This is a genomic window from Rhodococcus sp. MPR-R1B, assembly GCF_058793255.1.
Genome location: NZ_JBXAFO010000005.1, coordinates 59,925 through 83,768 on the forward strand (window position 1 = coordinate 59,925; position 23,844 = coordinate 83,768).

General features: G+C 62.8%; 26 protein-coding genes. 21 read left to right on the forward strand and 5 right to left on the reverse strand.

The features are described from left to right. The first annotated feature begins 8 nt into the window (after window positions 1-8). The 12 genes from folE to AC1Q61_RS09305 all read left to right on the forward strand — a co-directional run bounded on the left by folE (window position 9) and on the right by AC1Q61_RS09305 (window position 8,503). Entirely contained in the window at window positions 9-626 is a 618-nt protein-coding gene (folE, locus tag AC1Q61_RS09250; protein WP_019746783.1) for a GTP cyclohydrolase I FolE, read from the forward strand. Window positions 627-631: 5 nt separating this feature from the next. Continuing rightward, window positions 632-1,492: a dihydropteroate synthase gene (gene folP, locus AC1Q61_RS09255; protein WP_020968349.1), complete on the forward strand. Its 861-nt coding sequence runs from the start codon at window positions 632-634 to the stop codon at window positions 1,490-1,492. A 1-nt stretch (window position 1,493) separates the two neighbouring features. Beyond that, window positions 1,494-1,859: a dihydroneopterin aldolase gene (gene folB / locus AC1Q61_RS09260; RefSeq protein WP_042923559.1), complete on the forward strand. Its 366-nt coding sequence runs from the start codon at window positions 1,494-1,496 to the stop codon at window positions 1,857-1,859. Further along, window positions 1,856-2,359 (forward strand): 2-amino-4-hydroxy-6-hydroxymethyldihydropteridine diphosphokinase, encoded by a 504-nt coding sequence (folK, locus tag AC1Q61_RS09265; protein ID WP_042923562.1) that lies wholly within the window; start codon window positions 1,856-1,858, stop codon window positions 2,357-2,359. The genes folB and folK overlap by 4 nt, the downstream gene beginning before the upstream one ends. 17 nt (window positions 2,360-2,376) lie before the next feature. After that, entirely contained in the window at window positions 2,377-2,844 is a 468-nt protein-coding gene (locus tag AC1Q61_RS09270) for a DUF3180 domain-containing protein (RefSeq protein WP_153213529.1), read from the forward strand. Between the two features lie 68 nt (window positions 2,845-2,912). After that, a complete protein-coding gene (locus AC1Q61_RS09275) occupies window positions 2,913-4,034 on the forward strand; it encodes a DUF6779 domain-containing protein (protein ID WP_215515638.1) in 1,122 nt (373 codons plus the stop codon). 110 nt (window positions 4,035-4,144) lie between these two features. Beyond that, complete coding sequence (locus AC1Q61_RS09280) at window positions 4,145-5,086, forward strand: Rossmann-like and DUF2520 domain-containing protein (protein WP_003945822.1); 942 nt, start codon at window positions 4,145-4,147, stop codon at window positions 5,084-5,086. Further along, a complete protein-coding gene (gene panC / locus AC1Q61_RS09285; protein ID WP_193595659.1) occupies window positions 5,079-6,011 on the forward strand; it encodes a pantoate--beta-alanine ligase in 933 nt (310 codons plus the stop codon). Before AC1Q61_RS09280 ends, panC begins: the two co-directional genes overlap by 8 nt. Window positions 6,012-6,038: 27 nt before the next feature. Further along, window positions 6,039-6,485 (forward strand): aspartate 1-decarboxylase, encoded by a 447-nt coding sequence (panD, locus tag AC1Q61_RS09290; RefSeq protein WP_003945761.1) that lies wholly within the window; start codon window positions 6,039-6,041, stop codon window positions 6,483-6,485. 3 nt (window positions 6,486-6,488) lie between these two features. Continuing rightward, window positions 6,489-7,304 (forward strand): type III pantothenate kinase, encoded by an 816-nt coding sequence (locus AC1Q61_RS09295; protein ID WP_007726991.1) that lies wholly within the window; start codon window positions 6,489-6,491, stop codon window positions 7,302-7,304. 261 nt (window positions 7,305-7,565) lie between these two features. Then, entirely contained in the window at window positions 7,566-8,084 is a 519-nt protein-coding gene (locus AC1Q61_RS09300; RefSeq protein ID WP_007726989.1) for a cysteine dioxygenase, read from the forward strand. Beyond that, on the forward strand, window positions 8,081-8,503 hold the full coding sequence (locus AC1Q61_RS09305) for a rhodanese-like domain-containing protein (RefSeq protein WP_003945445.1): 423 nt from the start codon (window positions 8,081-8,083) through the stop codon (window positions 8,501-8,503). Before AC1Q61_RS09300 ends, AC1Q61_RS09305 begins: the two co-directional genes overlap by 4 nt. A 21-nt stretch (window positions 8,504-8,524) precedes the next feature. Here the strand turns inward: AC1Q61_RS09305 and AC1Q61_RS09310 are convergent, their stop codons facing one another. After that, complete coding sequence (locus AC1Q61_RS09310) at window positions 8,525-9,484, reverse strand: AraC family transcriptional regulator (protein WP_042923567.1); 960 nt, start codon at window positions 9,482-9,484, stop codon at window positions 8,525-8,527. An 80-nt stretch (window positions 9,485-9,564) separates the two neighbouring features. On the opposite strand from AC1Q61_RS09310, the gene AC1Q61_RS09315 reads away from it, so the two are divergent. The 3 genes from AC1Q61_RS09315 to lysS are packed head-to-tail and all read left to right on the forward strand — an operon-like array spanning window position 9,565 to window position 12,421. Continuing rightward, window positions 9,565-10,398, forward strand: a complete 834-nt coding sequence (locus AC1Q61_RS09315; RefSeq protein WP_042923570.1) for an NAD(P)H-binding protein — start codon at window positions 9,565-9,567, stop codon at window positions 10,396-10,398. After that, window positions 10,395-10,898, forward strand: coding sequence for an anthrone oxygenase family protein (locus AC1Q61_RS09320; protein ID WP_007726982.1), 504 nt, complete (start codon window positions 10,395-10,397; stop codon window positions 10,896-10,898). The genes AC1Q61_RS09315 and AC1Q61_RS09320 overlap by 4 nt, the downstream gene beginning before the upstream one ends. 11 nt (window positions 10,899-10,909) lie before the next feature. Continuing rightward, window positions 10,910-12,421, forward strand: a complete 1,512-nt coding sequence (gene lysS, locus AC1Q61_RS09325) for a lysine--tRNA ligase (RefSeq protein WP_003945834.1) — start codon at window positions 10,910-10,912, stop codon at window positions 12,419-12,421. 110 nt (window positions 12,422-12,531) lie between these two features. Here lysS and AC1Q61_RS09330 read toward each other — a convergent pair whose 3' ends face one another. Continuing rightward, window positions 12,532-12,984, reverse strand: a complete 453-nt coding sequence (locus tag AC1Q61_RS09330) for a DUF8017 domain-containing protein (protein ID WP_042923573.1) — start codon at window positions 12,982-12,984, stop codon at window positions 12,532-12,534. A gap of 79 nt (window positions 12,985-13,063) precedes the next feature. On the opposite strand from AC1Q61_RS09330, the gene AC1Q61_RS09335 reads away from it, so the two are divergent. The 5 genes from AC1Q61_RS09335 to AC1Q61_RS09355 all read left to right on the forward strand — a co-directional run bounded on the left by AC1Q61_RS09335 (window position 13,064) and on the right by AC1Q61_RS09355 (window position 18,743). Then, window positions 13,064-13,402, forward strand: a complete 339-nt coding sequence (locus AC1Q61_RS09335; protein ID WP_042923743.1) for a histone-like nucleoid-structuring protein Lsr2 — start codon at window positions 13,064-13,066, stop codon at window positions 13,400-13,402. Between the two features lie 150 nt (window positions 13,403-13,552). Next, complete coding sequence (locus AC1Q61_RS09340; protein WP_047269726.1) at window positions 13,553-14,449, forward strand: esterase/lipase family protein; 897 nt, start codon at window positions 13,553-13,555, stop codon at window positions 14,447-14,449. A gap of 38 nt (window positions 14,450-14,487) precedes the next feature. Continuing rightward, window positions 14,488-15,345, forward strand: a complete 858-nt coding sequence (locus tag AC1Q61_RS09345; protein WP_007726967.1) for an esterase/lipase family protein — start codon at window positions 14,488-14,490, stop codon at window positions 15,343-15,345. Between the two features lie 297 nt (window positions 15,346-15,642). Then, window positions 15,643-18,186, forward strand: coding sequence for an ATP-dependent Clp protease ATP-binding subunit (locus AC1Q61_RS09350; protein WP_003945604.1), 2,544 nt, complete (start codon window positions 15,643-15,645; stop codon window positions 18,184-18,186). Between the two features lie 77 nt (window positions 18,187-18,263). Further along, window positions 18,264-18,743 (forward strand): nucleoside deaminase, encoded by a 480-nt coding sequence (locus tag AC1Q61_RS09355; RefSeq protein WP_042923578.1) that lies wholly within the window; start codon window positions 18,264-18,266, stop codon window positions 18,741-18,743. A gap of 57 nt (window positions 18,744-18,800) precedes the next feature. On the opposite strand, the gene fadD5 is transcribed toward AC1Q61_RS09355, so the two are convergent. From fadD5 to AC1Q61_RS09370, 3 genes are all read right to left on the reverse strand, one after another. After that, window positions 18,801-20,390, reverse strand: a complete 1,590-nt coding sequence (gene fadD5 / locus AC1Q61_RS09360; RefSeq protein ID WP_042923580.1) for a fatty-acid--CoA ligase FadD5 — start codon at window positions 20,388-20,390, stop codon at window positions 18,801-18,803. Window positions 20,391-20,485: 95 nt separating this feature from the next. Further along, on the reverse strand, window positions 20,486-21,265 hold the full coding sequence (locus AC1Q61_RS09365) for an enoyl-CoA hydratase (RefSeq protein WP_075832067.1): 780 nt from the start codon (window positions 21,263-21,265) through the stop codon (window positions 20,486-20,488). Further along, window positions 21,262-22,251 carry an NAD(P)H-dependent flavin oxidoreductase gene (locus tag AC1Q61_RS09370; protein WP_064075123.1) on the reverse strand — a complete coding sequence of 330 codons (990 nt, stop codon included), beginning with the start codon at window positions 22,249-22,251 and terminating at the stop codon, window positions 21,262-21,264. Before AC1Q61_RS09370 ends, AC1Q61_RS09365 begins: the two co-directional genes overlap by 4 nt. A 339-nt stretch (window positions 22,252-22,590) precedes the next feature. Here AC1Q61_RS09370 and AC1Q61_RS09375 point away from each other — a divergent pair, with 339 nt between their 5' ends. Beyond that, a complete protein-coding gene (locus AC1Q61_RS09375; protein ID WP_042923747.1) occupies window positions 22,591-23,814 on the forward strand; it encodes a TetR/AcrR family transcriptional regulator in 1,224 nt (407 codons plus the stop codon). Window positions 23,815-23,844: the final 30 nt, after the last annotated feature.

A 23,844-nucleotide genomic window follows, 5' to 3' on the forward strand; every position in this document is an offset into this window, starting at 1 on the left:
GAGTTCGGTTGTCGGTGAATGATGTGGCCAGTGAACTGGTGTCGCTCGGAACGGGCCGCCCGTTCGATCAGGCGCGGGCAGAGGCTGCCGTACGGGAATTGTTGATCGCGGTCGGTGAAGATCCGGAGCGCCCAGGCCTGCTCGATACGCCGGCCCGGGTTGCGCGCTCGTACAAGGAGATCTTCGCGGGTCTGTACTCCGAACCTGACGACGCGTTGAACACAACTTTCGACGAGGGTCACCAGGAGTTGGTGCTCGTGCGAGACATTCCGATGTTCTCGACGTGCGAGCACCACCTGGTGTCCTTCCACGGTGTTGCTCACGTTGGCTACATCCCGGGAAAGTCGGGCAAGGTCACCGGTTTGTCGAAGCTCGCGCGCGTCGTCGACCTGTACGCCAAGCGTCCGCAGGTTCAAGAACGCCTGACCAGTCAGATCGCGGATGCTTTGATGCGCAAGCTCGACCCGCGCGGAGCCATCGTCGTCATCGAAGCCGAGCATCTGTGCATGGCGATGCGCGGTATCCGCAAGCCCGGAGCCAGCACGACCACGTCTGCGGTTCGTGGGCTCCTGCAATCCAGCGCGGCCTCGCGGTCCGAAGCGCTGGACCTCATCCTGCGTAAGTGAGCAAGATGTCCGCGGCTCCCGTTGCAGGCAGCGATCCGGCCCGGATGGTCGTGATGGGGATTCTGAACGTCACCGCCGATTCGTTTTCCGACGGTGGTCAATTTCTCGATCGTGACGCGGCGATCGCTCGCGGACTCGAACTGCAACGCATCGGCGTCGACATCGTCGACGTCGGCGGCGAGTCGACGCGCCCCGGAGCCACCCGCGTCGATCCGAAACTCGAGGCGGACCGAATTGCCCCGGTGATCGAAGAACTCGTGGCAGCCGGAATTCGCGTCAGCGTCGACACGATGCGTGCTTCCGTCGCCGCCGCCGCGATCGAAGCGGGCGCAGGCATCGTCAACGACGTATCGGGCGGTCGCGCAGACCCCGACATGGCCTCCGTTGTGGCCGACGCCGGAGTGCCCTGGATCCTCATGCATTGGCGCTCGGCCGGCGACTACGTCCATCGTGGCAGCGCCGATCACTACGACGACGTGGTCCGCGACGTCCGTGACGAACTGCTGTCGCAGGTCGATCTGGCGTTGAAAGCAGGGGTCGATTCGTCGTCGATCATCCTCGACCCCGGCCTCGGGTTCGCTAAGAACGCCGACCACAACTGGGCACTGTTGCGAGCACTACCCGAGTTCAACGCGACCGGATTCCCGGTACTGGTCGGCGCTTCCCGAAAGCGGTTCCTCGGGTCTCTGCTCAGCGATCCCGACGGCAATCCGCGTCCACCCGGTGGCCGCGAGACTGCGACGGCCGTGGTCTCCGCCCTTGCAGCGCGCGAAGGCGCCTGGGGAGTTCGGGTGCACGACGCACAAGCCTCGCTCGACGCCATTGCCGTGGTCGACGCCTGGAACCGTGGACGAGAAAGGGCCTGACATGGGGGACCGAATCGAATTGCGCGGACTGAAGGTTCGCGGCAATCACGGAGTGTTCGACCACGAGAAGCGTGACGGTCAGGACTTCTTCATCGACATCACCGTATGGATGGACTTGGCTCCCGCCGCGGCGTCGGACGACCTGACGCAGACCCTGCACTACGGCGAGTTGGCGGAAGCCGCCGCAGCGGTAGTCGCCGGCCCGTCGCGCGATCTCATCGAGACCGTCGCCGCTGAGATCGCCGACGACGTCATGAAAGATTCGCGAGTCGAGAGCGTCGAGGTTGTTGTCCACAAACCGTCGGCACCGATTCCGCTGGTTTTTGCGGACGTCGCCGTCGTCGCACATCGGACCCGATCGGCATGACGCGCGCTGTTCTGTCGATCGGTTCCAACATCGGCGACAGCGTGGCTCACCTGCAGTCCGTTGTCGACGGGTTGGGCAGCGCCGTCGTTGCTGTCTCACCGGTCTACTCGACCGCGCCGTGGGGTGGCGTCGAGCAGCAGGATTTCTACAACGCGGTGGTGGTGGTCGACGATCCCGAAGCCGATGCCGCTGAATGGCTTCGCCGCTCGCAAGCTCTCGAGGAAGCCGCAGACCGGGTGCGCGAACAGCGGTGGGGGCCAAGGAGCCTGGACGTGGACGTAGTCGACTGCGAAGGCGTCGTCAGTTCCGATCCCGTGCTCACACTTCCGCATCCGCGCGCGCATCTTCGGGCATTCGTTCTCGTTCCCTGGCTGGACGTCGAGCCTGACGCGACGCTGATCGTCGACGGCCAGAAGTTGCCGGTGGCACAAATTCTCGACGGCCTCGATAGCACTGAGCGCGAAGGTGTCCGCACTACCGATGTGGTGCTTGCGCGGTGACCGAAAACGACAAGGGTTTGAAGCCGACCCGGATCAGTGAACTCGCGGTACTCGCCGCAGTGGCGGCCGTGGCCACCTGGATTCTGATTCGCGTGTTCTACGGTTCGATGCCGCCCATCCCCGTTTATGCGGGAGCGTCGCTCTACTTCGTCGCCGTTGCCGAGGCCGTCTTCGCTTTTGTCATTCGTTCACGCGTCAAGAACCGGCAGGTCGGCGACGGGCTCAGACAGCTTCATCCGATCACCGCCGCCCGAGCGCTGGCATTGGCCAAAGCATCCGCTTTGGTCGGTTCAGCTACCGTCGGTGTCTGGGTCGGAGTGCTGGTGTATCTCATCCCACAGCGCTCGGTTCTGCAGGCCGCAGCCTCCGACACGCCGGGCGCGTGGGTGGGGTTGGGCGCCGCAATTGCGCTGGTAGCGGCAGCTCTGTGGCTCGAACATTGTTGCAAGACGCCGGAAGATACACCTGACGAGCCTGCGCACTGACAGCCTGGTCGGCAAATCACCCACCGAGGTACGTGGCGACCCCGGTCTCGGCAAGTACCCTGGCAACCATGACAAATTCTGGTCGATCGAAGTCTGCGCGCCGAAGCAAGCGCAGCGCGAGCCAGATGATCATCGCTGCTCTTCTGGCACTTGCTGTCATTGCTTCGCTGTTTCTGATTTTCAGTAACAGCGTTCAGCTTCTTCGGGTGGGTCTGGTCGTCGCTCTGTGGGCAGCCACCCTCGGCGCTATCGCCATGACCAAGTATCGGCGTGAGTCGGCACTGGACAAAGCCAAGGTTGCCGATCTGCAGACCGTGTACGAACTGCAGCTCGAACGTGAAATTTCTGCTCGACGCGAGTACGAACTGAGCGTCGAAGGTCGCGTGCGACGTGAGGTGACCGCGGACGCGGAGGAACTGGCCGGCCTGCGCGCCGAATTGGTGGCGCTGCGCCGAAACCTCGAAGCACTGTTCGAAGGTGGGCTGCTGCCCGAACAGACCGCGCTCAAGACCGATTCGACGCGAGTGCCGGAACTTGGCGGTAGTTCGTACGGCGCGTACCAGCCGGCACCGTCGGGGTTGTACGTTCCCGGCGCCGGCCAGAGCGGGCCCAGCCAACCGGCACCGAACGTCGGCGGCTTGGCTTCGCCCAACGACGATCCGGTGACTGCTGAGACAACCGTCGTGTTCGCGGAGACGTCGTGGCGTGACAGCAGCTTCGTGGCGCCGCGCGTCATCCCGACCCAGAAGTCTCGAGAGACGCAGAAGCCACAAGAGACGCAGAAGCCCCAGAGCGGGAACCAAGCACCGAGTTCTCCGGTGAGTTCCTCGCCGACACGAACGGTGAAAGACGTTCCGGTGAAGAAGGATTCGGAGCCGGTCGCGCCGGTCGAGCCTGAAGTCAAGGCTCCGGCCCAGGCCCCGAACATCGAAGATGCCGTCATCGAAGACGCTGTCGTCGAAGAGGTGCCCGAGGTTGTTCCCGCGGTTGTTCCCGAAGCTGTCGCGGAAGCTGAACCCGAATCCGCTGCGGAGCCTGACGCGGAGCCGCGACGTCGTCGCCGTGCTGCCCCGGAAGATGCCGCCAGTGGTGCTCATTCCAACGGATTGACCGTCGCCGAAATCATGGCAAACCTGAGTTCGAACAACCCGTCCGAAGGCTCCGGTCGACGCCGTCGCCGAGAGGACTGAGTCGCAGATCACTCGCCCGGCCATGGCATGACGGTTCGGGCGAAGGATATCCTCGGACGCAGAACGTCTGGTACCCGCCGAGCGGGACTGGAACGAACGAGAGGAATCCGGTGACTTCCTTCGGGATCACTAATGGACCTGCACCTGCGCGATTGACGGTAGGAATTGTCTCCGCAGGCCGGGTCGGAACAGCTGTCGGTGCCGCATTGGAGCGAGCCGGTCATGTTGTCAGCGCTTGCTCCGCCGTCTCGAGCGCCTCGGTTGCCCGCGCTGTGAAGCGGCTTCCCGATACCGAAATTCTTCCGGCCGCCGACGTCGCAGCTCGTTCCGAGTTGCTGATTCTCGCCGTTCCTGACGATCAACTTGCGGATCTTGTTCGAGGTCTGGCGGCCACCCATGCCGTCAAGCCGGGCACGCTCGTCGCCCATACGTCCGGTGCCAACGGGATCGCGATCCTGACTCCACTCACCGAACTGGGCGCACTACCCCTGGCTATCCATCCGGCGATGACGTTCACCGGTCACGACGAGGACACCGCACGGCTGTCGTCGGCATGCTTCGGAATCACCGCTGCCGACGACATCGGTTACGCGATCGCGCAGTCACTGGTCCTCGAGATCGGCGGCGAGCCCGTCCGAGTGCGCGAGGAGAACCGCGCGCTCTACCACGCCGCACTGGCTCACGGCAGTAATCACCTGGTCACGCTCGTGGTCGACGCCGTCGAGGCCCTGCGAGCGTCGTTGCAAGGTGACGAGCTGCTCGGTCAGCAGTTGGTCGACGGCGATCCGGGTGGAGTGGCCGAGCGAGTCCTGCAGCCGCTGCTGTCGGCGGCCTTGGACAACGCGCTACGACGCGGTCCCTCGGCGTTGACCGGCCCGGTGGCACGCGGCGACGCTGCTGCTGTCGACACACATTTGCGCGTACTGACAGACCTGGATCCGGAGCTCGCTGCCGGCTATCGGGCGATGTCCTTGCGATCGGCCCAGCGGGTGGGCGCCCCCACCGAATTGTTCGACATCTTGACTGAAACGGGAGGTGACCGTCGTGAGTGATCTGCAGGGCGGATACAAGCGCGGCGAACTGACGGTGCACCACGATCCGGACAAGCTTCGGCGCGTCTCGCGGGCACTGCGAGGTGTCGGGCGTCAGGTGGCGCTCGTTCCGACGATGGGTGCGCTGCATGCCGGCCACATCGAACTGGTTCGTCAGGCCAAGGTCACCGGCGCCGTCGTGATCGTTTCCATCTTCGTGAACCCGCTCCAGTTCGGTGCCGGTGAAGACCTGGACGCGTACCCGCGCACTCTCGATGCGGATCTCGACCTGTTGCGCGCCGAGGGCGTCGAATTGGTGTTCGCGCCGAGCGCCAAGACGATGTACCCGCGGGGCCAGCGCACCACCGTCGTGCCGGGCCCGTTGGGTAGCGAACTCGAAGGCGGAGCGCGCCCCACTCACTTCGCGGGAATGCTGACGGTAGTGGCGAAGTTGCTGCAGATCGCGGCACCCAATCACGCGTACTTCGGTGAGAAGGACTACCAGCAGCTGACGCTCATCCGTCAGATGGTGTGGGATCTCAACTTCGATGTACAGATCATCGGAGTTCCGACGGTTCGCGAGTTCGACGGTCTCGCGTTGTCCTCTCGCAATCGCTACCTCGACGAGAACCAGCGCGCGGCAGCGGTCGCGCTGTCCGCCGCTCTGATCGCCGGTGCACACGCGGCGGCTGGGGGAGCGGAAGCAATCCTGGAAACCGCACGCGCTGTTCTGGCAGCTGTTCCGGAAATCGAGGTCGACTACCTCGAGGTTCGGGGCGTCGATCTGGGCCCCGCGCCCGAGCGAGGTGACGGCCGACTGTTGGTGGCCGCCAAGCTCGGAACCACCCGTTTGATCGACAACGTCGGTGTCGCGGTGGGAACCGGCTTCCTCGAGCGTGACACCGACCCATCCGCCGACGCCATCGACGACCTGCTGTATCACTGAGCACTTTTCACGAGTAAGGACCTGGATATGTTTCGCACGATGATGAAGTCGAAGATCCACCGCGCCACCGTGACTCACGCCGACCTGCATTACGTCGGCTCCGTCACCGTCGACCAGGATCTGATGGACGCCGCAGACCTCCTCGAAGGCGAACAGGTGTGCATCGTCGACATCGACAACGGTGCGCGTCTCGAGACGTACGTCATTGCCGGCGAGCGCGGAACCGGTGTCATCGGAATCAACGGTGCGGCAGCGCATCTGGTCAAGCCAGGCGACCTGGTCATCCTCATCGCCTACGGCGTGATGAACGAGCAGGAAGTCAAGGAGTACTCCCCGCGCGTCGTCTTCGTCGATGCCGACAACAAGCAGATCGAACTCGGTTCCGACCCGGCTCACGCGCCGGAGGGTTCGGGTCTGATCACCCCACGCATGCTGTCGACGCTCGAGGCCTCGCGCGAATCCAGCCTGGTGTAATCCATGCTGCTCACGGTCGACGTCCGGAACACCAACATCGTTCTCGGTCTGTTCTCCGGGACTGGTGAGTATTCGAAGCTGTTGCAGGACTGGCGAATGCGAACCGATCCTCGGATGACTGCCGACGAGTTGGCGTTGACCTTCCGTGGGCTGTTGGGTTCTCATGTCGATCAGATCACCGGCGTTGCGGCGCTGTCGACAGTGCCGTCCGTCTTGCGTGAAATCCGTGTGATGCTCGAGCGGTACTGGGGTCACGTTCCCCATGTGGTCGTCGAACCGGGTATTCGCACCGGTGTGCCACTGCTGGTGGACAACCCCAAAGAGGTGGGAGCCGACCGGATCGTCAACAGCCTTGCCGCTCACCATCTTTACGAGGGGCCATGCATTGTCGTGGACTTCGGTACGTCGACCTGTGTCGACGTCGTTTCCGCCAAGGGTGAGTTTCTGGGCGGCTGCATCGCGCCCGGACTCGAGATCTCGACCGATGCCTTGGCGTCGCAGTCCGCTGCGCTGCGCAAGGTCGAATTGGTGCGCCCGCGTTCGGTGGTCGGCAAGAATACCGTCGAATGCATGCAGTCCGGTGCGGTATTCGGCTTTGCAGGCCTCGTCGACGGATTGGTCAACCGCGTCCGCGACGAACTACCGGAGTTCGGTGGTGACGACGTCTCCGTGATCGCGACCGGGGACAGCGCACCGCTGATCATTCCCGAGTCCGACACCATCGATCACCTCGAACGGGACCTCACCCTCGAGGGGCTGAGGTTGGTCTTCGAGCGCAATCAGGCGCGTCGTGGATCCGGTCGACGACCCGTCGCCTGATCGATTGTTTCGTTCCAGCGGTTTCGCGATTGCAAAAGTTATGCCACAATGGTGCTCGTGAATCGCTGCATGGGTGCTCAGGAGTGTTGTCGAGGCTGACCGCTGCCTTGACCAATTCACATTCCTTGGAGCTAGCTCGTGCTATCCACATATTCTGCAGATCTCTCTGTTTTGACCCCGACTCTCGCTGCTGATCGTGCTGTTTCCGCAGGTCGTAGCGCTAATCGTGGGGCGTCCGGACGCCGTCCGAGTGGTGCGTCGTTGCCTACCCGCCTTCGCCCGGCCGATCTGCTGCGTCTGACCGACGAGGGAGCAAACGGCGTGCTCGACGGCCGTTTCGACCACCTCATCCCCGACACCTTCCCGACGCTCGACCGTTGGTCCACCCGCTTGCACGCGGACGACGACGTCGATGTGTGGCTCATCAGTTGGGTACCCGAACGCAACACCGAATTGCACGACCACGCAGGCTCGTTCGGCGCCTTGACCGTCCTCAGTGGTTCGCTCACCGAATTCCGTTGGGCCGGTGACGCCCTGGTGGAACGCCAGCTCGACGCCGGCGACCAGGCTTCGTTCCCGCTCGGCTGGGTTCACGATGTCGTGCGTTCGACGGATGCTCCCGGTGCTCCGATCGAAATCAGCTCTGATGCACCGACTCTGAGCGTTCACGCGTACTCGCCGCCGCTGACGGCAATGTCCTTCTACGAAGTGACGGATCACCGGACACTTCGCCGCACCCGTACCGAGCTGACCGACCTGCCCGAGGGGGGCACCAAATGACCATCGACCAAATGCTCGACGACGCTCGCGCACAGATCGATCGTATGTACGTCTTCCAGCTCACCGAAGCCTTCCACCGCGGCGCGATCTTCGTCGACATTCGCCCGCAGGCGCAGCGCGCCATCGAGGGAACTCTTCCCGGCGCACTCGCGATCGAGCGGAACGTGCTCGAATGGCGCCTCGACCCCACCAGCAGCGCACACCTCGCGTTGGCCACCGACCACGACGTCGAGTGGGTGATCGTCTGCTCCGAGGGTTACACCTCGAGCCTGGCCGCAGCGTCGTTGCAGCAGTTGGGTCTGCACAAGGCCACCGATCTCGTGGGCGGGTACCAGGCGATCAAGGCCGCCGGCCTGCTCGGTGCGCTCAGCGGAGTTCGTCATTGCTCCCGCGAGTTGGCGGCTGTGTCAGCTCATTGAGGTATTTGCTGTGCGCCTTTATTAACCGCGGGCGGTTAATAAAGGCGCACAGCGGGTCTGGCGGTACATCTTCGGGCTCATTCCGTGATGACGGGTGAACGCGGTTGTGAGGGCAAAGGGGCTCGAGTAACCCACTTCTCGCGCGATCGACGACACCGTTCGTGCCGGGTCTGCGAGCAGATCCGCCGCCACCGACAAGCGCCACTCGGTCAGATAGCCAACCGGTCCGATCCCCATGAGGCTGGTGAACCTGCGCGCGAAGGCCGCTCGCGAACAGCCGGACTCCTGGGCCAAAGCCGCGACCGTCCAGGGGTGCTCCGGCCGATTGTGTATGAGCCGCAAGGCATGCCCGATGACGGGATCCTCGTAGGCCTTGATCCAACGCGGCGATCGATCCGGGTTCGCCGCGAACCACGTACGGACCGCCGAGATCAGAACCAGGTCGAGGAGCCTGTCCAACAACACTTCCTGCCCTGGCCCGTCCGCGGCGATTTGTTGTTCCAGAAGCGTCGTCATCGGCGTGGTTTCCATGCTGCGACGGACTACCGCGACGGGTATCAGGCTGTCGAGGATCTGACGGCTGACATAGGAGTCCAAACGGTATGTGCCCGTGAGCATGACGGTCTGACCACTGGTCGAGTTGCCCCAGGTGCGAACGCCGAGAACCGACATGTCCTCGAGTGCTGTGCCGTCGACCGCAGCGCAATTCTGTGCCTCGTCGATCAGTACGTGGACTGGTGTGTCCGGGTGATCGGCGACCGTATACGGATCGGGGCCGCGCAACAGTGCAACGTCGCCGGCCTCGAGTTCTTCTGTCTGGCCGGTGTCGGAGACGACGACCGCGCTGCCTCGAACCAGAACCAGCACGGTGATCGGTGCGTGGTCCTCGATACGTAGTGACCACGGTGGATCGAGCAGCGAGCGCAGTAGAAAAGCGCCCTCCGCCCGCGATCCCGCCAGCATCATCGACAATGCATCCATGCTTCGACCGTAGACGCTGGCGTATGTTTCTGCGACCTTCGGCTATGGATCGTATTGGTGCTCCGCGGTCGAATGAGTGCATGACGACAACAAGCGACATTCAATCGGCAGTAGTGATCGGTGGTACCGGTAAGACCGGTGCGCGCGTTGCGCAGAGGCTGACGGCGGTGGGAATCCGTACCCGAATCGCGTCGAGAACATCCGGGACGCGTTTCGACTGGAACGATCAGGCGACGTGGCAGCCAGCAGTGTCCGGCGTCGACGTGGCATATGTGACGTATGCGCCAGATCTGGCTGTTCCGGAATCGAGCACCCACATCGAGGAGTTCGCGGAGCTTGCGTACCGCGAAGGGGTTCGTCGCATGGTGCTCTTGTCCGGGCGCGGTGAACCGGCGGCGCAGAAAGCCGAGCAGGTTCTCGCCGACAGCGGTCTGGAATGGGCTGTGGTGCGGGCCAGTTGGTTTGCCCAGAACTTCAGTGAGGGGTACCTACTCGATCCGATTCGGGAAGGCCACCTGGCACTTCCGGTCGGTGAGGTGGGGGAGCCGTTCATCGACGTCGACGATCTCGCCGACGTGGCGGTGGCCGCATTGACTCGAACCGACCTCCTCGGCCGAGTTCTCGAGGTGACAGGTCCGGAGTTGCTCACCTTCGCGGCGGCGGTGGATGCGATTTCGACGGCGTCGGGTCGTCTCGTGACATTCGAAAGAATTGGACTCAAACAGTTTTCCGACGGCATGGCGGAGGTCGGCGTCCCGAGTGACGTCGTGGAGTTACTCATGTACCTGTTTGCCGAGGTTCTCGACGGACGAAATCAAAGTGTGACCGGCGTCGTCGAAGCGGTCCTGGAACGACCCGCTCGAGATTTCACCACTTTTGCCGGCGAGGCTGCCCGAACGGGGGTCTGGTCGTGAAGAAGTCCGAGATCTTCTTGGAGCTGTTGCTCGGGGTGACTGCGCTCGGCGCGCTCGTTGCCGGTGGTGCGTTGTTTGCCTTCTCTTCCTTCGTGATGCCCGCCCTGCGGTCGGTGGATGCACATACCGCGATCACGTCGATGCAGGCGATCAACGTCGAAGCGCCGCGTAGTGCGTTGATGCTTCCGCTGGTCGGATCGGCGCTCACCGCGATCGCCGCTGGAATCTGGGCATCGATCTCCAGACCGGACGGCTGGGTCCTTGCTGTCGTCGGTTGCGTCGGGGTGCTCGCGTCCTTCGCGGTGACCGCGATCTACCACGTCCCTCGCAACGACGCGTTTGCCTCGGTCAGCACTACCGACGCGGCCGCATGGGCGTCGTACGAGGCGGGTTGGACTATGTGGAATCACGTTCGGGTCGGGCTGTACCTGCTGTCGGGAATCGTGCTCGCGGTGGCCGCGGTGCTACCAGCAACAAACGCGGTGGACACGGCCCAGTAGTCTTGTACCCCGTGAGTGATGTAGAAGCCCAGCCAGTCGACGACACCCCCGAGCAGCTCCGTATCCGGCGCGAGAAGCGTGAACGGATCCTCGCGCAGGGGCAGGAGGCGTACCCGGTTTCGGTCGATCGCACCCACACGCTCGCGCAGATCCGCGCGGAGTACCCGGAACTCGAGCCGGACACGGCGACTGGCGTGCTGGTCGGCGTCGTCGGCCGCGTCATCTTCATGCGCAACACCGGCAAGCTGTGCTTCGCGACTCTGCAGGAAGGCGACGGTACCCAGCTGCAGGCCATGATCAGCCTCGCCGGCGTCGGCGAAGAGGCACTGGCTGCCTGGAAGTCCGACGTCGACCTCGGCGACTTCGTCTTCATCCACGGTGAGGTCATCAGCTCCCGTCGCGGCGAGCTCAGCGTGATGGCCGACGCGTGGCAGATCGCGTCCAAGTCGCTGCGCCCCCTGCCGGTTGCTCACAAGGAAATGAGCGAAGAGTCCCGGGTGCGTCAGCGCTACGCGGATCTGATCGTTCGCCCCGAGGCTCGGGACAACGCCCGCAAGCGCGTCGCAGTTGTCCGTGCGCTGCGCAATGCACTCGAGAGCCGCGGCTTCCTCGAGGTCGAGACGCCGATGCTGCAGACGCTGCACGGCGGCGCGGCAGCTCGCCCGTTCGTCACGCACTCGAACGCCCTCGACATCGACCTGTACCTGCGTATCGCGCCGGAACTGTTCCTCAAGCGTTGCGTCGTCGGCGGTATCGAGAAGGTCTTCGAGATCAACCGCAACTTCCGCAACGAGGGCGTCGACTCCACTCACTCGCCCGAGTTCGCGATGCTCGAGACGTACGAGGCCTACGGCACGTACGACGATTCCGCGAAGATGATTCGTGAACTCGTCCAGGAAGTTGCGCAGGAAGCATTCGGCACGCAGGTCCTCACCCTCGCCGACGGTTCCGAGTACGACGTCAGTGGCGAGTGGCAGGTTCTCGAGATGTACCCGTCGCTGTCGGCTGCCATCGGCACCGAGGTCACGCCGGATACAACGGTCGACGAGCTTCTCGCTCTGGCGGAGAAGGTCGGCCTCGAGGTTCCCAAGGACAAGGGCTACGGCCACGGCAAGCTCGTCGAGGAGTTGTGGGAACACCAGTGCGGCGATCAGCTGTACGTGCCGACGTTCGTCCGTGACTTCCCGGTCGAGACGTCGCCCCTGACCCGTGATCACCGCAGCAAGAAGGGTGTCACCGAGAAGTGGGACCTCTACATCCGCGGATTCGAATTGGCGACCGGCTACTCCGAACTGGTCGACCCGGTCATCCAGCGTGAGCGCTTTGTCGACCAGGCGCGCCTCGCGTCGGCAGGCGACGACGAAGCGATGGTGCTGGACGAGGAGTTCCTCGCCGCGATGGAACAGGGCATGCCGCCGACCACCGGCACCGGCATGGGAATCGATCGACTGCTGATGGCTTTGACTGGTCTCGGTATTCGCGAGACGATCCTCTTCCCGATCGTTCGTCCGTCCGCTCGCTAGCTTTACTTCGATCAAGGTTCGGCCGCACATGTTGCGGCCGAACCTTTTTCAGTTGGGGCGCTCCCAAGGTATTCGATAGTTCCCAACGACATTCGCCTGCGACAAAGGATTCATCCATGCGCGGTCGCCCGAGTTTCGGACTTTCGAATTGTTGCGATGATTTGGTCGATCGTGCCCTGGTTGAGTGCGTCAGGTAGTCCCTGATCCGACTGGACAAGGAAGACCATGACCTCGGCTGTGGAGTATCCGGGTGTGGTGACGACATCGAATTGTGCTGAGGGCGGATAGCATTCGTTGTCCGCCGGGATATTTGTGACGGTTGCGGCGTACCGGATCGAAGGGCGTCCGGAGATGGTGAAATTCGTGGGTCCGCCGTAAGCGATACTGGCGAGAGTGCCGTTCTTGGAGGCGAAGATTGCGCTCGGTAGAGGTCTTTTCTCGAGCCGTCGTCTGTCATGATTCCCCCGTCTGGATGCATCCCCCGATGCGTCGCGAGGAGTGTATCGGCACTGTCCTTGTCGCAAGACAAGTCGACCGGCATACCCGGTGGCGAGAAGTCCCAATCATCCTGACGAGCCGAGACAGGACGTTTGTCCAGGTGCTATTGTCGCTGCTTATCGAAGGATCTGGGGAGGAATGGTCGTGGTGAAAAAGGTTGTTGTCACGATGGTTGACGATCTGGACAAAAAATCACCCGCGGACGAAACTGTGGAGTTTTCCGTCGACGGAGTTGCTTACGAAATCGATCTCACCGCCGCCCACGCCGCGGAACTGCGCGATGCATTGAAAAAGTGGATTCCCCATGCGAGAAAGTCGAATTCCGCAAAATCGGCCAACGGATCGGTGGCCAAGTCTCGCCCAGTTGCCGACCGCGATCAGAGTGCCGCCATCCGCGAATGGGCCAAGGGTGCCGGCTTCGAGATTTCGGCCCGCGGTCGTATTTCCACCGAGGTGCGCCGAGCCTACGAAAAGGCCGTCTGAAATGGATCGCGAATGGATTCGGGCGCATTTTGCCGAAACGGATTGATAACGCGTTCTAGTTTGTTAGCGTCTGCACGGTTCGCATCTCTCGTAGAGGAGTCGGTCGTGCACAGAAACAGGTTGTTCGGGGGCGTGGTTCTTGCCGCTCTGATGCTCGTCGGGTTCACCTCCGTGGCTTCGGCTCAGGCTCCGTTGCCCGTGCCCAATGCCTTCCTTGCCGGTGTTCCTCAGGAGTTGGGAAATCCTGGCGGTTCAGCTCCTGGATCCAATGACTTTTCGTGTAAACCGACTGCCGAACATCCCAATCCGGTTGTGCTCGTTCACGGAACGGGTGGAAACAGGCAGACCAACTGGGCCACCTATGCGCCGTTGCTCGCCAACGAGGGCTACTGCGTCTTCGCGCTGACGTACGGCAACTTCCCCGAGCAACCGTGGCCGTTGTCGGCGATCGGTGGAATGCAGGAAATTCCTTCCAGCGCAGCACAATTGTCGAATTTCGTCGATCAAGTACTTGATGCCACGGGTGCTACATCGGTAGATCTGATCGGACATTCCCAGGGCACCATCATCAACGGGTACTACGCGAAGTTCCTCGGTGGTGCCGACAAAGTGGACAACATCGTCTCGGTGGCGTCGCTGTGGAAGGGAACGCTCGGAAACGAGCAGGCAAGTGTCGGCCGCAGCCTTCGCGAACTCGGGGTATCCGAGGCAGCGCAGGCCGGATTCCCGATCTGCAAGGCATGTCTGAACATGGGGGCAGGTTCGGAGTTCATCGAAAATCTCCGTGCGGGAGGCGTTTACGCGCCGGGTGTTCACTACACGAACATCACGACCCGCTACGACGAACTGGTGCTGCCGTATACAAATGGGCTGGAGCCTGGGCCGAACGCCACCAACATCGTCGTCCAGGACGGTTGTGAGCAAGACATCTCCGATCACCTCGCCATCGCGGCATCGCTGCGCGCCGCGACTTTTGCTCTCAATGCACTCGACCCCGCGCATCAGAGGCCGGTACCTTGCAACTCGGTATTGCCCGTCGTGGGTTGATCACTATGCGGAGGCCTTCGGTGGGGATTCGAACATGCGTGGGCGCTCTCGCTGTGGCGGGAGCCGTGGCAGTGTCCGCGCCGTCTCTTGCGTCGGCGAACGAACCTCTTCCCGTCCCGTCCGGTTTCCTCAGTGGAATCGCCCTCGAAGCGACCAACCCGGGCGGATCGGCCCCTGGCACCAACGACTTCTCGTGCACGCCTTCCGCTGCTCATCCTGATCCGGTCGTCCTGGTGCACGGGACGGCGGCCAACCGTCAGACCAATTGGGGTGTACTCGCACCCGTACTGGCCAACGAGGGATACTGCGTTTTCGCGCTCACCTTCGGGAATCGAACGGACCAGCCGTGGCCGATTTCCGCAGCCGGCGGTCTCGCACCACTCGGAGACAGCGCAGGGCAGCTGTCGGACTTCGTCGACGACGTTCTCTCTGCGACGGGTGCCTCGAAGGTCGACCTGATCGGGCACTCCCAGGGGACGACGGTCAGTGCCTACTACGCCAAGTTCCTCGGCGGTGACACGCACGTTTCCAAGATCGTCTCCATCGCTCCGTTGTGGGACGGCTCGGAGGTCGGCCCGCCGGAAGGCGTCGGGGGACCGGATTTCGACAACGCCAGCTTCGTCACCGAACTGCGCGACGCGGGCGTCTACTCCGATGACGTCGAGTACACCAACATCGTGACTCGGTTCGATCAAGTGGTCGTTCCGTACAGCAGCGGAATACTGGCCGCGTCGAACGCGTCGAACATAGTTGTTCAGGACGGTTGCGAGCAGGACCTGTCGGATCACATCGCGCTGGTGGCGTCGCAGCGAACGGCGACTCTGACGCTCAACGCGCTGGATCCGTCGAATCCGCGTGAGGTGCCGTGCGCTCGGGTACTCCCGATATTCGGCTGATCAGGCGTCGAAAATCGCTGTTCGCTTCAGGCGTACAGGAACCGGGAAACGATTCCCTCAGCTGCGACGTTGTGAACGGTAAGCAGTCCGGCTTCCGCCGCCAATCGGGTGGAGGAGCAGCAGGTGGACTTCGCGCCCTCTAGAGTAATAAGTGGGGTCGTGCAACCTTTGTCGATTCGTGGACGTCAGTCCGCTGACCGGCGAGGCGATCAGTCTGTAGTGCCGGAGCGAAACGCGGCGACCAGGGACGAGACATCCGGTCTCGAACCTGCCCGCCGGAGAGTGTGAGGGAGAGCGATGTTCGAGAGGTTCACCGATCGCGCGCGGCGCGTTGTTGTCCTGGCTCAAGAAGAAGCCAGGATGCTCAACCACAACTACATCGGCACGGAGCACATCCTTCTCGGCCTCATTCACGAGGGCGAAGGTGTCGCAGCCAAGTCGTTGGAGTCGTTGGGTATCTCCCTCGAGGGAGTCCGCAGCCAGGTCGAGGAGATCATCGGCCAGGGCCAGCAGGCTCCGTCCGGTCACATCCCCTTCACACCGCGCGCCAAGAAAGTCCTCGAGCTGAGTCTGCGCGAAGCGCTGCAGCTCGGACACAACTACATCGGTACGGAGCACATCCTGCTCGGTCTCATCCGTGAGGGTGAGGGCGTAGCAGCCCAGGTTCTGGTCAAGCTCGGTGCCGATCTCAACCGCGTCCGCCAGCAGGTCATCCAGCTGCTGTCGGGCTACCAGGGCAAAGAGCCCACCGAAACCGGTGGCACCCGCGGAGAGGCCGGCACGCCGTCCACCTCGCTCGTGCTCGACCAGTTCGGTCGCAACCTGACGCAAGCTGCCCTCGAAGGCAAGCTGGACCCGGTCATCGGCCGCTCGAAGGAAATCGAGCGTGTCATGCAGGTTCTCTCGCGTCGTACCAAGAACAACCCGGTTCTCATCGGTGAACCCGGTGTCGGTAAGACCGCTGTGGTCGAGGGCCTGGCTCAGGCAATCGTCAACGGTGAGGTCCCCGAGACCCTCAAGGACAAGCAGCTGTACACGCTCGACCTCGGGTCGCTCGTGGCCGGCAGCCGTTACCGCGGTGACTTCGAAGAGCGCCTGAAGAAGGTTCTCAAGGAGATCAACACCCGCGGCGACATCATCCTGTTCATCGACGAGCTGCACACCCTCGTGGGTGCGGGCGCGGCCGAAGGCGCTATCGACGCGGCCTCCATCCTCAAGCCCAAGCTTGCTCGCGGTGAGCTGCAGACCATCGGTGCCACCACGCTCGACGAGTACCGCAAGTACATCGAGAAGGATGCTGCTCTCGAGCGTCGTTTCCAGCCCGTTCAGGTGGGCGAGCCGACCGTCGAGCACACCATCGAGATCCTCAAGGGTCTTCGTGACCGCTACGAGGCTCACCACCGTGTCTCCATCACGGACGGTGCTCTCGTGGCAGCGGCGACGCTGGCCGACCGCTACATCAACGACCGTTTCTTGCCGGACAAGGCGATCGACCTCATCGACGAGGCGGGCGCGCGAATGCGCATCCGTCGGATGACTGCACCGCCGGACCTGCGCGAATTCGACGATCGCATCGCCGACGCGCGTCGCGAGAAGGAGTCCGCGATCGACGCGCAGGACTTCGAGAAGGCTGCGAACCTGCGTGACAAGGAGAAGACCCTCGTTGCTCAGCGCGCTGAGCGTGAGAAGCAGTGGCGTGCGGGCGACCTGGACGTCATTGCCGAGGTCGACGACGAGCAGATCGCCGAGGTTCTGGGCAACTGGACCGGTATCCCCGTCTTCAAGCTCACCGAGGAGGAGACCACTCGTCTGCTCCGCATGGAAGAGGAACTGCACAAGCGGATCATCGGCCAGGAAGAGGCGGTCAAGTCCGTCTCGAAGGCGATCCGTCGTACGCGTGCAGGTCTGAAGGATCCCAAGCGTCCCTCGGGCTCGTTCATCTTCGCCGGCCCGTCCGGTGTCGGTAAGACGGAGCTCGCGAAGTCGCTCGCCAACTTCCTGTTCGGCGACGACGATGCCTTGATCCAGATCGACATGGGCGAGTTCCACGACCGCTTCACCGCTTCGCGTCTGTTCGGTGCCCCTCCCGGGTACGTCGGATACGAAGAGGGTGGCCAGCTCACCGAGAAGGTGCGCCGCAAGCCGTTCAGCGTCGTGCTGTTCGACGAGATCGAGAAGGCACACCAGGAGATCTACAACACCCTCCTGCAGGTGCTCGAGGACGGCCGTCTCACCGACGGTCAGGGACGTACCGTCGACTTCAAGAACACGGTGCTGATCTTCACGTCCAACCTCGGTACGTCTGACATCTCCAAGGCAGTCGGCCTGGGCTTCAGCTCGGGAACGGGCACGGAGTCGAACTACGAGCGCATGAAGCTCAAGGTTCACGACGAGCTGAAGAAGCACTTCCGTCCCGAGTTCTTGAACCGTATCGACGACATCGTCGTCTTCCATCAGCTCACGAACGAGCAGATCGTTCAGATGGTCGACCTGATGCTCGCTCGCGTCGAGGCGGCACTCAAGAACAAGGACATGGCCATGGAGGTCACCGACAAGGCCAAGTCGCTTCTGGCCAAGCGCGGATTCGATCCGGTACTGGGTGCACGACCGCTGCGTCGCACCATCCAGCGCGAGATCGAGGACCAGATGTCCGAGAAGATCCTCTTCGGAGAGATCGGACCCGGCCACATCGTGCTCGTCGACGTCGAGAACTGGGACGGCGAAGGCTCGGGCGAGGACGCGAAGTTCACGTTCACGCCTACCAAGAAGCCGATCGACGTGCCGGACGCACCGCCGATCGAGCTGACCAAGGCCGGCGAAAGCGAAAGCGCAGCAGAGTAGTACAGCAGAGTGGGTAACGAACGGGCGGCACCTCACCGGTGCCGCCCGTTTCGTGTATCACGGGAGAGGGCGTACACATGAACGACATCGAACTGGGTCACCTGCGTCGTTGCGTCGAATTGGCAACGGAAGCATTGGATGCGGGCGACGAACCTTTCGGTTCCGTCCTGGCAGCGGCCGACGGAACATTTCTGGCGGAAGATCGAAACCGGATCGCGGGCGGCGACAACACTCGCCACCCCGAGTTCGAGCTGGCTCGGTGGGCGGCCCAGTATCTGACGCCGGACGAGCGTTCGACGGCAACGGTGTTCACCTCGGGAGAGCACTGCGCGATGTGTTCGGCCGCGCACGCGTGGGTGGGCCTCGGACGGATCGTCTACATCTGCTCTTCGGCCCAACTCGGCGACTGGCTCGCGGAGTGGGGTGTGGCTCCGTCGCCGGTGAAGTCTCTGTCCGTCAACGAGGTTGCGCCGAACGTCCCGGTCGAAGGCCCGGTGCCGGAGTTGGTTCCGCTGGTGCGAGAACTGCATCGGAAGTTGCATTCGCAGAGCGCTTGACGGGCACACACAAACGGGCGGCACCTCGCTGGAGGTGCCGCCCGTTTGCGTGTGAAGTCAGGAAACTGCGTCGACCGCTCGAACCTTCTCTCGCAGTTCACCCTTGACGACCTTGCCGCTTGCATTGCGCGGCAGTGCTTCCACGACGACGATGTCCTTCGGGTGCTTGTAGCGCGCGAGACGATCGTTGAGGAAGCTGCTCAGCTCCTCGATGGTCAGGTCCACGGCTGAACCTGGCGCCATCGCGACGATCGCTACGGGCACCTCGCCCCATTTGGCGTCGGGGCGGCCGACGACGGCCGCTTCGACGATCAATTCGTGTTCGTAGAGGACGTTTTCCACCTCCGCGCAGTAGATGTTCTCTCCGCCGGAGATGATCATGTCCTTCTTGCGATCCACGACGTAGACGAAGCCTTCGTCGTCGACTCGAACGAGATCGCCGGAGTGGAACCATCCACCGTGGAAGGCGTCAGCGGTGGCGGTGGGGTTGTTCCAGTATTCGCTCATCATCGTGGGCCCGCGGTAGACGATTTCACCGATTTCACCGGGCGCCACGTCGTCCATGTTCTCGTCGACGACCCTGGCCGAGATGGTCGGGATGACCCGACCGACGGATCCGAGCTTACGAATCGCATCCTCGCCGTCGAGAACGCAAGTGATGGGCGACATCTCGGTCTGTCCGAAGACCGCGACATTGAATGCGTCCGGGAAGGTTTCGGCCATTGCCCGCAGGATCGTGTCGGACGACGGTGCGGCGCCCCACGAGATGTTCTTCACCGACAGTGCTCGCGGTTGCGCCTTCTGTACGGCGCACACGGCCTGCCATTGCACGGGCACGAGGAACAAGCTGGTGACCTTCTCGGCTTCCAGAATGTCGAGTAGTTGACCCGGGTCGAATGCGCCGACCGGATGGATCACCGTGGTCGTGCCGAGTTGCAGGCTCGGCGCTATGGAACCGAGGGCTGCGATGTGGAACATGGGCGACGCGCAGAAGCCGATGGAATCGGCATTGAACAGGTGGAAGGCCCTGATACAGGTCAATGCTTGCGAAGACAGGTTGGAGTGGGAGAGCACCGAGCCCTTGGGGCGACCGGTGGTTCCCGAGGTGTACATGATGAGTGCAGGAGTGTCGTCCGGGATGTCGACGAACGCGTGCGACTCGCCCTCTTCGCTGATCAAGTCCTCGTAATTCAGGCTGTCACCCTCGGCGGGGGAGCCTACGGTGATGGAGATGTCGATACCCTCGGACGCGGCTCGTGCAGCTCCGGCCAACGGAGCCAACGGTCCTTCGGCGACAATGACTTTGGAGCCGGAGTCGTTTACCAGATAAGCGACCTCGGGTGGTGTCAGACGGAAGTTCACCGGAACAGCGATGGCGCCCAGTGCGTTGGTCGCGAGCACGACCTCGAGGTATTCGGGGCGGTTGAGCATCAGGATGAGCACGCGGTCGCCGAAGCTGACGCCGCGTCGGGCAAGAGCGTCCGCCAGCTTCTCGACGCGTGCGTCGAGGGTGCCCCAGGTGATGGAATCGCCCAGGAATCGCAGTGCGGTGCGATCGGGAATCATCTGCGCATGCCTGGCGATCTGATTGTTCCAGTTGGTGCGGCGTGAACGCTGCGCCTCGGAGACTGCATCGGTGGAGGCCATCGATGGGTTCCTCTCATGCGTGGGTGATTGTGTGACTCAGGCTACAGTGAGCCGTCGATTCGTACAGTGGTTTTGTTAACGAAAATTCGCAGTGATTACTTGAAGTGGGGCGCGCGTTTCTGCAGCATCGCCATCGCGCCTTCTTTGAAGTCCTCGCCAGTGAGAAGTTCTGCCTGACCGGTATTTTCGAGCTCCAGCGCAGCATCGAGGCGGTCCAGTGTCACCGCATTGAGCGCGCGCTTGGTGAGTTCGAGGGCGCGTCGGGGAGCCTTCGACGTGCGATCGACGACGGAGTCGACGAGTGCGTCGAACGCGTCGTCGGCGACGGTGCGGGACACGAGCCCGAACCGCTCTGCGTCCTCGGCGGAAACTCGCTCGCCCAGCAATGCCATCTCGGCCGCTCGGGCGCGTCCGATCGCTGCCGGTACCAACGCACTGGCGCCGCCGTCGGGCATCAGACCGATGTTGACGAAGGAGAGGAGGAAATAGGCGCTCGATGCGGCGTACGTCAGGTCCGCGGCTAGAGCGATGGACACTCCGACGCCGGCGGCCGGGCCGTTGACCGCGGCGATCACCGGGACCGGGGCGCTGGTGATGGCGCGAATCAGCGAAGTCGCCGCATCCATGACGACTTTCGGGTCTGCGGGGTTGACGGCCGCTGCGGCGAGGTCGGCTCCGGTGCAGAACGCTCGACCGGATCCGGTGATGACGATGGTGCGAACGGCCGGGTCTGCGCCGCCGTCGTGGACGGCAGCTGCGAAAGCAGTCATCGTGGGCAGATCGATCGCGTTCATCCGCTTCGGGCGGTCGAAGGTCAATCGCAGTACACCGTCGGTGATTTCGGAGCGAAAGCCCGTCTCGGCGGTGGCGGTCATGCCGCGCTCACAGCCGTGACGAATCCGGAAAGCCGTGAGGTGATGAGGTGTTCGGCCTCCGAGACCATGCGGTCGATCATGTCTGCGACGGTCGGGATGTCGTTGATCAATCCTTGGCTCTGTCCGGCGGACCAGATGCCTGCATCGAGGTCGCCGTCCTCGAAGACCTTGCGTCCGCGGGCTCCGGCTACCAGATGCTGAATGTCGCTGAACTGCGCGTCGCCACGTGCTTCGATGTCGACGACCTCGGCACTGATCGCATTCGCGGCTACGCGCGCGGTGTTGTGAAGCGTCCGGAAGATCAGCTTGGTGTCGCGTTCGGTGTTTGCGACAATCTGCTCTTTAACCGATTGTGCGACAGGGGATTCCGCGGTACACATGAAGCGAGTTCCCATGTTGACGCCGTCTGCTCCGAGCGCAAGCGCCGCGACGAGTCCACGTGAATCTGCGATTCCGCCTGAAGCGATCACCGGAATCGTGAGTTGCTGCGTGGCCGCCGGAATCAGAATGAGCCCTGGTATGTCGTCCTCGCCTGGGTGCCCGGCGCATTCGAAGCCGTCGATGCTGACGGCGTCGACGCCCAGTCTCTCGGCTTTGACCGCATGTCGAACTGCAGTGCACTTGTGGATAACCTTCACGCCCGCGTCCTTGAAATGCGGAAGATGATCGATCGGATTGGAACCGGCGGTTTCGACGATCTTGATCCCGGATTCGATGATCGCCTGGCGGTATTCGGCGTACGGCGGCGGCGTGATCGACGGCAGAATAGTGAGATTGACGCCGAAAGGCTTGTCGGTGAGATCGCGGGTTCGAGCAATTTCCTTGACGAGGTCTTCCGGTGTGGGTTGAGTGAGGCCCGTCAAGAACCCGAGGGCGCCGGAATTTGCCGTGGCCGCAACAAGTTCTGCCCGTCCCACCCACATCATGCCCCCTTGCACGATGGGATGGTCAACGCCGAACATTTCGGTGAAGCGAGTGCGAATCATCTGCTCACAACTACTTTCTTACGGTCGGTCATTCGGCATCGAACCCTCTTGCGGGCGAAGAAAACTTCACGCCGCAGGGAACGAGCCCGCCAGCGGACTACGTGCGAGGTTGTGCGAATCGTCACTAACATAACACCGCTGAGAGAGCGGGTGTCAAGACTCTTTTTCCGGAATCCGTCCGCCGCTACAACTGCGTTGTAGGGTTTCGGGTGAAGCAGTACCGGGCGCGAATTGCGACCTTCGCGACGGTTAACATGATCCGTTCGGACTCGCGCCCGTGGAAGTGCGGTGCAGCGGACGAAGGCAGTGCAAGAGAAAGCAACGGAAGTGGAGGGTCAGGTGCCCGGACAGACACGCGTCTCCGTGCGTGGCGGCGACCCTGCACCACGGACGCGTCCGAAGAATCGGAAGGCGCAAATCGCGGCCGCTGCTGCGGAAGCATTCAGCGAACGTGGCTACCACGCGGTGGGCATCGACGAGATCGCAGCGAAGGTCGGAATTTCCGGTCCGGCCCTCTATCGTCATTTCCCCACGAAATACGCCCTGTTCGTCTACACCGTGAACAACCTGACGCAGGCGTTGTTGGATGCCAGCGATCCAGCTGTGCACGGAAACGAAAATCCACGCGAGCAGTTGAACTCCACGATGGTGGGTGTCATCCGCGCGACGATCGAGAATCGGCGCCGGGGAGGGCTCTACCGATGGGAGGGCAGGTACCTGGTCGACGAGGATCGTGAGCAATTGCGGGTGGGAATGCGCACGCTCAATCTTCGGATCGCCGAGCCGCTGGCAGCGGTTCGTCCGGAACTCGACCCGGCGGATGTAGAACTCATCGCGCCCGCCGTGCTCAGTGTGATCGCCAGTATCACCGGTCATCGATCCGCGTTGTCCGCCAAGCAGATCGAAGCGCTGATTCTTGCGGCATGCTGGTCCGTCATCGGCGTCGAATTGCCCGCTGCCGAGGAGGACGGCGCGAGGGCAGGGGCGTCCGAACGCAAAACAGGCCTCGTACGGACGTCGAAACGCGAAGTGCTGCTTCAGGAAGCAGTGTTGCTGTTCTATCAGCGCGGCTACCACGACGTGAGCATCGAGGAGATCGGTGCCGCGGCGGGTATCAACGCGTCGAGTGTGTATCGGCACTTCGCGAGCAAGGCCGACCTTCTTGCTGCGGCCTTCCACCGTGCGTCCGATCGTCTGACTATGACGTTGGGCTCGGCGTTGGCTGAGTCGGAGACTCCTCTCGCGGCCGTCGAGACGTTGGCGAAGATGTACGTCGAGGTTTCGTTCGGAACCAGCGAACTGTTGGCCGTGTACTTTGCCGAGATCGGCAGTTTGCCGGATCGATCACGGACCGAGTTGCGCAACATTCAGCGTTTGAACGTCGAGGAGTGGGCGCACTTGTGTGTCGAGGCGCGTCCGGAGTTGTCGATCGTCCAAGCGCGGTTTCTCGTCCACGCGGCGCTCGGACTGGTCTTCGACATCGGCCGAATCGTGCACTTTTCCTCGGAGAACTCCGCGCAGGCCCGCGTCGAGAAACTGCTGTCCGCGACGCTCCTCGGGTAGTCCCGTCCGAAACAGTAGGTGTGACTTCAC

What these genes read in the sequence shown, in the direction of transcription:
- folP (WP_020968349.1), top strand. Translation starts at nt 632, where the DNA reads ATGTCCGCGGCTCCCGTTGCAGGCAGCGATCCGGCCCGGATGGTCGTG.
- folB (WP_042923559.1), top strand. Translation starts at nt 1,494, where the DNA reads ATGGGGGACCGAATCGAATTGCGCGGACTGAAGGTTCGCGGCAATCAC.
- folK (WP_042923562.1), top strand. Translation starts at nt 1,856, where the DNA reads ATGACGCGCGCTGTTCTGTCGATCGGTTCCAACATCGGCGACAGCGTG.
- AC1Q61_RS09275 (WP_215515638.1), top strand. Translation starts at nt 2,913, where the DNA reads ATGACAAATTCTGGTCGATCGAAGTCTGCGCGCCGAAGCAAGCGCAGC.
- panD (WP_003945761.1), top strand. Translation starts at nt 6,039, where the DNA reads ATGTTTCGCACGATGATGAAGTCGAAGATCCACCGCGCCACCGTGACT.
- AC1Q61_RS09295 (WP_007726991.1), top strand. Translation starts at nt 6,489, where the DNA reads ATGCTGCTCACGGTCGACGTCCGGAACACCAACATCGTTCTCGGTCTG.
- AC1Q61_RS09305 (WP_003945445.1), top strand. Translation starts at nt 8,081, where the DNA reads ATGACCATCGACCAAATGCTCGACGACGCTCGCGCACAGATCGATCGT.
- AC1Q61_RS09310 (WP_042923567.1), bottom strand. Translation starts at nt 9,484, where the DNA reads ATGGATGCATTGTCGATGATGCTGGCGGGATCGCGGGCGGAGGGCGCT.
- AC1Q61_RS09315 (WP_042923570.1), top strand. Translation starts at nt 9,565, where the DNA reads ATGACGACAACAAGCGACATTCAATCGGCAGTAGTGATCGGTGGTACC.
- AC1Q61_RS09340 (WP_047269726.1), top strand. Translation starts at nt 13,553, where the DNA reads ATGCTCGTCGGGTTCACCTCCGTGGCTTCGGCTCAGGCTCCGTTGCCC.
- AC1Q61_RS09350 (WP_003945604.1), top strand. Translation starts at nt 15,643, where the DNA reads ATGTTCGAGAGGTTCACCGATCGCGCGCGGCGCGTTGTTGTCCTGGCT.
- AC1Q61_RS09355 (WP_042923578.1), top strand. Translation starts at nt 18,264, where the DNA reads ATGAACGACATCGAACTGGGTCACCTGCGTCGTTGCGTCGAATTGGCA.
- fadD5 (WP_042923580.1), bottom strand. Translation starts at nt 20,390, where the DNA reads ATGGCCTCCACCGATGCAGTCTCCGAGGCGCAGCGTTCACGCCGCACC.
- AC1Q61_RS09365 (WP_075832067.1), bottom strand. Translation starts at nt 21,265, where the DNA reads ATGACCGCCACCGCCGAGACGGGCTTTCGCTCCGAAATCACCGACGGT.
- AC1Q61_RS09370 (WP_064075123.1), bottom strand. Translation starts at nt 22,251, where the DNA reads ATGATTCGCACTCGCTTCACCGAAATGTTCGGCGTTGACCATCCCATC.